Annotated in this window: 8 protein-coding genes; 6 read left to right on the forward strand and 2 right to left on the reverse strand. The window is 68.4% G+C overall.

Annotated elements, in window-relative coordinates; translation table 11 throughout:
* Nucleotides 1-38 precede the first annotated feature (38 nt).
* Nucleotides 39-446: an ABC transporter ATP-binding protein gene (locus tag ABZ260_RS42715; protein WP_355629278.1), complete on the reverse strand. Its 408-nt coding sequence runs from the start codon at nucleotides 444-446 to the stop codon at nucleotides 39-41.
* Nucleotides 443-940, reverse strand: a complete 498-nt coding sequence (locus ABZ260_RS42720; protein WP_350924894.1) for a PadR family transcriptional regulator — start codon at nucleotides 938-940, stop codon at nucleotides 443-445. The genes ABZ260_RS42715 and ABZ260_RS42720 overlap by 4 nt, the downstream gene beginning before the upstream one ends.
* Before the next feature lie 136 nt (nucleotides 941-1076).
* Between ABZ260_RS42720 and ABZ260_RS42725 the strand changes: the two genes are divergently transcribed.
* The 6 genes from ABZ260_RS42725 to ABZ260_RS42750 all read left to right on the forward strand — a co-directional run bounded on the left by ABZ260_RS42725 (nucleotide 1077) and on the right by ABZ260_RS42750 (nucleotide 7327).
* Nucleotides 1077-2333 carry an ABC transporter substrate-binding protein gene (locus tag ABZ260_RS42725; protein ID WP_355629280.1) on the forward strand — a complete coding sequence of 419 codons (1257 nt, stop codon included), beginning with the start codon at nucleotides 1077-1079 and terminating at the stop codon, nucleotides 2331-2333.
* Between the two features lie 109 nt (nucleotides 2334-2442).
* Entirely contained in the window at nucleotides 2443-3762 is a 1320-nt protein-coding gene (locus ABZ260_RS42730) for an ABC transporter substrate-binding protein (RefSeq protein ID WP_355629283.1), read from the forward strand.
* 12 nt (nucleotides 3763-3774) lie between these two features.
* A complete protein-coding gene (locus ABZ260_RS42735) occupies nucleotides 3775-5232 on the forward strand; it encodes an ABC transporter permease subunit (protein WP_355629286.1) in 1458 nt (485 codons plus the stop codon).
* Nucleotides 5229-6104, forward strand: a complete 876-nt coding sequence (locus ABZ260_RS42740; RefSeq protein WP_355629289.1) for a carbohydrate ABC transporter permease — start codon at nucleotides 5229-5231, stop codon at nucleotides 6102-6104. Before ABZ260_RS42735 ends, ABZ260_RS42740 begins: the two co-directional genes overlap by 4 nt.
* 82 nt (nucleotides 6105-6186) lie before the next feature.
* The gene (locus tag ABZ260_RS42745; protein ID WP_355629291.1) at nucleotides 6187-6864 is read left to right on the forward strand and encodes a uracil-DNA glycosylase; all 678 of its coding nucleotides are present in this window, start codon (nucleotides 6187-6189) and stop codon (nucleotides 6862-6864) included.
* A gap of 100 nt (nucleotides 6865-6964) precedes the next feature.
* Nucleotides 6965-7327: a hypothetical protein gene (locus tag ABZ260_RS42750; RefSeq protein ID WP_350924586.1), complete on the forward strand. Its 363-nt coding sequence runs from the start codon at nucleotides 6965-6967 to the stop codon at nucleotides 7325-7327.
* Nucleotides 7328-7376 lie beyond the last annotated feature (49 nt).

A 7376-nucleotide genomic window follows, 5' to 3' on the forward strand; every position in this document is an offset into this window, starting at 1 on the left:
GATCACCCTGCGGGAGAACCCATCGGACACCGAGCGGGTCACCAGCTACCGGGACCGAGCAGGTACTCGCGGCGCCGGCGGGCCTCGCGCGCGCCGACCCCGGCCAGCAGCGCGGGCAGCTCGACGTTGTCGGCCACGGTCATGTTGGCGACGAGGTTGAAGAACTGGAAGACGAAGCCGATCTTCCGGCGGCGGAGCAGCGCCCAGGCGCTCTCCTTCAGCGTGTCGGCCCGCTGCCCGTCGAGCCAGATCTCGCCGCTGGTCCTGGCCTCCAGGCCGCCGATCATGTGGACCAGCGTGGACTTGCCCGACCCCGACGGCCCCATGACCGCCACGAACTCCCCCGCGCTCACCCGCAGGTCGACCCCCCGCACGGCGGGCACCGGCACCCCGCCGTCCTGGTAGATCTTGACAAGATTGACTGTGTCGACCACGGGGGACGTCAACTCAACTCCTCCTGGCAGCGTTCGAGCCACTCAAGGTCGGCTTGGAGGTGCAGCATGGCCCCCTCGACCAGCAGGAGCGCGACACGATTGCCCGGATCGGTCCGCTCCGCGAGTTCGTTGAGGTCGCGCATGAGCCCAAGGTAGTGCCGGCGCTGGCGGTTGATCATCGCCATCCTGTCGGCGATGCCGGTCATCGGGGCCAGCACGAGCTTCATGAAGAACTCGTCCCTGACCCTGGGTCCCTCGGTGGGCTCGTCCACCCAGGTGTCGAGGATGTCGCGGCCCGCGGCCGTCAGGTGGTAGACCTTCTTGTTCGGCCGGTTGGACTGCGCGACGTCCACCGCGCGCACCAAGCCGTCCTTCTCCAGGCGGCCGAGCGTGACGTAGATCTGCCCGATGTTCGGTGAGGGGTAGGCGCTCCCGAAGATCTGCTCAAGCGCCTGTTTGAGCTCGTAGCCGTGGGCAGGTTCCTTCGCGAGGAGCGCCAGCAGCATCAGCCGCACGCCCCACCTCCTCGGAGAGCTCGTTACGTGAGCGTTACGGGTTTATCCGTTGACGACGATGTTATCGCCATGCATAACATGCATCTACCTAACATGTATGTAATCAGCCGGAAACCGGGAGGCCACGGTGCGTCGACTCATCCCCGTCGTGCTCATCGTGCTTCTCGTCGCCGGCTGCTCGGCGGCCGGAGAGCGGGAGGGCGAACGGTTCGGCGGAACCGGCCCGTTCACCCTGGTGATCGGGCGCCCCGCGACCGCCTACCTGCAGCCGCTGCTCGACCGCTGGAACCAGGACCACCCCGAGGAGCGGGCGACCCTGCTCGAACTCCCCGAGGCGGCCGACGAGCAGCGGGCGCAGATGGTCGCCAACCTCCAGGCCAAAAGCGACCGATACGACGTGATCGGGCTGGATGTGATCTGGACCGCGGAGTTCGCCGACGCCGGCTGGATCCTGCCGCTGGAGCGCTCGATGTTCCCGCTCGACCGGTTCCTGCCACCGGTCGTCGACACGGCGGTCTACCGGGACAGGCTCTGGGCCGTGCCGTACACCAGCAACGCCGGGCTGCTCTACTACCGCAAGGACCTGCTGGCCAAGCAGGGTTTCAAACCGCCGAAGACCTGGGAGGAACTCCGCACGCAGGCACGCACTCTGCACGAGAGGTACGGCATCGGCGGCTACGCCGGCCAGTTCCTGGCCTACGAGGGCCTGACCGTCAACTTCACCGAGGCCGTGCAGTCGGCGGGCGGGCAGATCCTCAGCCAGGACGGCACCAAGGTGACCATGGACGTGGCCAGGGCGAAGGCCGGCCTGAACTTCCTGGTGGACGGGTTCCGGGAGGGCTGGATCCCGCAGGAGTCGCTCTCCTTCAAGGAGGACGAGGCACAGCTCGCCTTCGAGGAGGGACGGCTGGCCTTCGCCCGCAACTGGCCGCACGCCTACGGACCGGCCACCACCTCGGCGGTCGCCGGCAAGTTCGGGGTGACCCGGCTGCCCGGCCTCGACGGCCCCGGCACCGGCTCGCTCGGCGGCTACAACCTCGCGGTGAGCGCCTTCTCCAAGCGGCAGAAGTCGGCCACCGACTTCATCCGCTACTTCACCAGCCTGGAGAACCAGCGAAAGGTGCTCACCAACGGCTCGTTCCCGCCCGTGTGGGCCGAACTGTACGACGACCCCGCCCTGATCAAGCGTTTCCCCTACCTGCCGGTCCTCAAGCAGAGCATCCTCTCCGCCCGGCCCAGACCGGCGGGTGCCAACTACAACCAGGTGAGCCTGGTGATCGCCAGCGCGGTCTCCAATGCGCTCACCCCACCCTTCGAGGAGGCCGGCGACGACGTTGTCGCCTCCATGAGAGACCAGCTCGACGAGATCATTCGGGCTCGTTGACACCGGGGTACCCCCCCTGTCAGGAGCCGTCATCCCCATCTCGGCCGTTCGTACGTCCTCACCCATCCCCCTGTTCCAAAACCTCGACATCTCAGGAGGTCTGTTCAGCATGCGCAAGACCATTGCCACAGTGACGACGGCGGGGCTCGCCCTGGCACTCGCAGCGTGCGGGGGCGAGTCACCCGCCCCGGCACCGGCCGCGAGCGGCAGCGCGTCCGCGCCCGCCGCCAAGACCCTCGACGGGGTGTCCATCGAGGTCGCCGCCAAGTGGACCGGCGCCGAGCAGGCCAACTTCGAGCAAGTGCTCAAGGCGTTCGAGGCGAAGACCGGCGCCAAGGTCACCTACGCCTCCACCGGCGAGGACACCGGCGCCTACCTCGGCCCGCGCATCGAGGGCGGCAACCCTCCGGACATCGCGATCCTGCCCCAGCCCGGCCTGGTCCAGCAGTACGCGGACCGGAAGGCGCTCAAGCCGCTCAGCGCCGGGGTCCTGAAGCAGATCGACGACAACTACACCCCGTACTGGAAGGAGCTCGGCTCCGCGGGCGGCCAGTCCTACGGCGTGCTGGTGAAGGCGGCTCACAAGTCGCTCATCTGGTACCGCGACCAGGCGTTCCAGGACGCGGGGGCGCAGCCTCCGGCCACCTGGGACGACCTGATCAAGACCGCCCAGACGATCGCCGACTCCGGCACCCCGCCGTTCTCCCTCTGCGGCGCCTCCGGCTGGACGCTGACCGACCTGTTCGAGAACGTCTACCTGTCCAGCGCGGGCCCGGAGAACTACACCAAGCTCTCCAAGCACGAGATCCCGTGGACCGACCCCAGCGTGACCGGCGCGCTGGAGAAGATCGGGCAGCTCGTCGGCAAGAAGGAGTTCCTGCTCGGCGGCTCCTCCGGCGCCCTGCAGACCGACTTCCCGACCTGCGTGACCCAGGTCTACGGCCAGGACAAGTCCGCCATGGTCATCGAGGCCGACTTCGTGGGCGTCACGGCCGAGGAGTCGGGCGCCAAGCTGGGCGAGGAGGCCAAGTACTTCCCGTTCCCGAAGGCCGGTGACACCGAGCCGGTCGTGCTGGGCGGCGACATCGCGGTGGTGATGAAGGACTCCGAGGGCGCGATGGCCCTGCTGGAGTTCCTCGCCTCCGTCGAGGGCGGCGAGATCTGGGCGAAGCTCCCCGGCTACCTCTCCCCCAACCGCAACGTCTCGCCCGACAACTACCCCGCCGAGCTGACCAAGCAGCTCGCCCAGACGATCATCTCCGCCGGCGACGCGGTCCGCTACGACATGTCCGACCTGGCGCCGAGCGCCTTCGGCGGCACGGACGGCAAGGGCCAGTGGAAGCTCCTGCAGGACTTCGTCCGCGACCCCTCGGACGTCAAGGGCATCCAGGCCAAGCTCGAGGCCGAGGCCAAGAAAGCCTGGAAGTAAGGGAGACAGGCCGTGACCGACCGGTTAGACGGCCCGCAGGGCCCGCACGGCGACACCGCCGGCGGGTCCTCCCCCGGACCTGACGACACCCGGCGACCGGCACCCGACGCCGGCACCGAGGTCCACACCTCCCCAGCCGCCGCCCCCGCCGGGGGCACCGCGCCGATGGAGGCGAAGAGGGCCACCCGGCTGGGACCGCCGCCGAGCATGGCGATCTGGTTCCTGCTGCCGGGGGCGCTCCTGCTCGGCGTGATGGTGATCTACCCGATCATCTACTCGATCTTCCGCAGCCTCTACGACGCCAACGGCGACGGTTTCGTCGGCGCGGGGAACTACGCCACGATCTTCAGCGACTCCGCCACCCTGGTCACGATCAGGAACAACCTGATCTGGGTGGTGGTGGCCCCGCTCCTGGTCACCGTGATGGGCTTGATCTTCGCGGTGCTCACCGAGCGGATCCGCTGGGCCACGGCTTTCAAACTGATCGTGTTCATGCCGATGGCCGTCTCCCTAATGGCCTCCGGCGTCATCTTCCGCCTGGTGTACGAGCAGGACCCCGACCGGGGCGTGGCCAACGCCGTGATCACCTCGGTGACCGGCCTCTTCGGCTCCGACCAGGGCTATCCCGACGCCCGTCCCAGGGAGAACGACCAGGCACCGGTCATCGCCCAGCAGGGCGCGGTGCTGAGCAGGGGGCCCGCCGCCCCCGGGCAGGCGGTGCTCGTCCCGCTGGTCGGCGTGAAGCCGGACGCCCTCGCCTCGGCCGCACCGGCGAAGGCGGCCCAGCCGGGTCCCGGCGAGCTGGCCGGGACGGTGTGGGTGGACTTCACCCAGGGCGGCGGCGGAGCGGTCAACCAGGTGGATCCGACGGAGAAGGGGCTGGTCGGGGTGACCGTGGAGGCGGTGCGGGACGGCGCCGTCAAGGCCACCGCCCGCACCGAGGCCGACGGCACCTTCCGCTTCACCGGCCTCGCTCCCGGCGACTACCAGGTGCGGCTGCCGCAGTCGAACTTCCAGGCGGCCTTCAACGGGATCTCCTGGCTGGGACCGACCCTGATCACCCCGGCGATCATCGGGGCGTTCGTCTGGGTGTGGGCCGGGTTCTCCATGGTGCTGATCGCGGCGGGCCTGTCGGCCATCCCGCGCGACGCGCTCGAGGCGGCCCGCATCGACGGCGCCACCGAGTGGCAGGTGTTCCGCAGGATCACCGTCCCGCTGCTCGCCCCGGTGCTGCTCGTCGTGTTCGTCACGATGATCATCAACACCTTGAAGGTCTTCGACCTGGTCTTCGTCATCGCGCCGGGATCGGTGCAGCCGCAGGCCAACGTGATCGCGCTGGAGATGTGGCGCGTCTCCTTCGGCGGCGGAGGCAACCAGGGGCTGGGCAGCGCGCTCTCCATCTTCCTGCTGATCCTCGTGCTGCCCTTCATGATTCTCAACATCCGCCGGTTCAGGAGGGACAACCAGTGACCACCTCCACCCTCGGCGCTCCACCGCGCAGCGCGGCGGGCCGCGTCGTCGACCGGATCGGCGGCGGCCTGGTCCAGGCGGTGCTGGTGCTGATCGGCATCTTCTGGCTGGTCCCGACCCTCGGGCTGTTCGTGGTCTCGCTCCGCGAGGAGACGGCCAACAACTCCACCGGCTGGTGGACCGCCCTTGTCAAACCCGCCGAGTTCACCCTCAAGAGCTACTCCGACCTGCTGGCGAGCGGGTTCACCGCGTCGTTCTGGAACACCGTGTTCATCACGGTGCCCGCGACGCTCCTGGTGATCGGCATCGCGGCCATGGCGGCGTACGCGTTCGCCTGGATGGAGTTCCCCGGCAGGGACGCGCTCTTCCTCGTGGTGGTCGGCCTGCTGGTGGTGCCGATCCAGATCGCGCTGATCCCGGTCGCGAAGCTCTACGGCACGGTCGGCATCTTCGGCTCCATCGCGGGCGTGGTCCTCTTCCACGTCGCCTTCGGGCTTCCGTTCGCCATCTTCCTGCTCCGCAACTTCTTCGCGGGCATCCCCCGCTCGCTGCTCGAGGCGGCGCGCATGGACGGTGCCGGCGAGTGGAAGATCTTCTCGACCGTGGTGTTCCCGCTGGCCAAGCCCGCGGTCGCCTCGCTCGGCATCTTCCAGTTCCTCTGGGTCTGGAACGACCTGCTCGTCGCCCTGGTCTTCGCCAACACCGAGAACCAGCCGATGACCAAGGCACTGCAATCCCAGATGCGGCAATTCGGGACCAACGTGGACATTCTTGCGCCAGGTGCTTTCCTGTCGCTGATCATCCCATTGATCCTCTTTTTCGCCTTCCAGAGGTATTTCGTGCAAGGGATGATGGCCGGCTCGGTGAAGTAGAGCCAGGGGCAGGCCCGGTGCGGCGCGCGCTGATTTCCGGCACACGCCGTACCGGGCCTAAAACATCGATAGGGTCCTGCACATGGCCGCACGTCCCTTGAATGAAGTCGTGGAAGCCGGGTGGGCCAAGGCCCTGGAACCGGCTGCCGAGAAGATCGCCGAGATGGGCGAGTTCCTCCGGAGGGAAGTGGCGGAGGGCAGGCAGTACCTTCCGTCCGGGGCCAACGTGCTCCGCGCCTTCCAGCAGCCCTTTGACCAGGTCAAGGTGCTGATCGTGGGGCAGGATCCGTATCCCACGCCGGGTCACCCCATCGGCCTGAGCTTCTCCGTCGCCGCAGACGTACGCCCGATCCCGGCCAGCCTGCGCAACATCTACAAGGAGCTCACCGAGGATCTCGGGCTGCCGATGCCGAGCAACGGCGACCTGACCCCCTGGACCGAGCAGGGCGTGCTGCTGCTCAACCGGGTGCTCACCGTCATGCCGGGCAAGCCCGCCTCGCACCGGGGCAAGGGCTGGGAGGAGGTCACCGAGCAGGCCATCAAGGCCCTCGTCGCACGCGAGCAGCCGATGGTGGCGATCCTGTGGGGGCGCGACGCCCGCAACCTGCGCCCGATGCTCGGCAACATCCCGGCCATCGAGTCGGCCCACCCCAGCCCCCTGTCGGCCCGCAGCGGCTTCTTCGGCTCCCGCCCGTTCAGCAAGACGAACGAGCTTCTCCAGCAGCAGGGCGCGCCCCCCGTGGAGTGGAAGCTCCCCTAGCCCCGTCCCGCGGATCTTACGGCGCGGAGCAGCGGGCAAAAGATCCAACGGGCAGGTCCCAGGCCCTGTCCGACCCTCACCAGGCACTAGGATTTCCACCATGAGTGATGAATCGGGCACTGAACGCTATCTGCGTCTGACTGTTGAGCTGACCGTGGAGGTGCAGGACATCGCCTCCCTGCAGGCCGCCGCGTTGAAGGAGATCAACCACCCTGACGCCGACCTGGACGACGACGAGCGCAAGGAGCAGGCCGAACTGGTCTCGGCCGACGAGACCGGCGCCACGGCGCTGCAGTGGCTGATCGAGCCGGACCACGTCCTGGGATTGATCGAGCACGTCGAGCAGATCGAGCCCCGCGAGGCCGTGCTGGGCGTCGAGCCCTCCGACGGCCCCTCGGATGAGGACGAGGACGAGGACGACCACGCGGGCCACGACCACGCCGGTCACAACCACCGGCACTGAGAGCATCCCCGTAACCCCGCCGGTGGGCGGTCTTTCCGGCCGGAAAGAC

Origin of the sequence: Streptosporangium sp. NPDC006013 (genome assembly GCF_040614275.1) — a bacterium.
GTDB lineage: Bacteria > Actinomycetota > Actinomycetes > Streptosporangiales > Streptosporangiaceae > Streptosporangium.

What these genes read in the sequence shown, in the direction of transcription:
- ABZ260_RS42720 (WP_350924894.1), bottom strand. Translation starts at nt 940, where the DNA reads ATGCTGCTGGCGCTCCTCGCGAAGGAACCTGCCCACGGCTACGAGCTC.
- ABZ260_RS42745 (WP_355629291.1), top strand. Translation starts at nt 6,187, where the DNA reads ATGGCCGCACGTCCCTTGAATGAAGTCGTGGAAGCCGGGTGGGCCAAG.
- ABZ260_RS42750 (WP_350924586.1), top strand. Translation starts at nt 6,965, where the DNA reads ATGAGTGATGAATCGGGCACTGAACGCTATCTGCGTCTGACTGTTGAG.
- ABZ260_RS42730 (WP_355629283.1), top strand. Translation starts at nt 2,443, where the DNA reads ATGCGCAAGACCATTGCCACAGTGACGACGGCGGGGCTCGCCCTGGCA.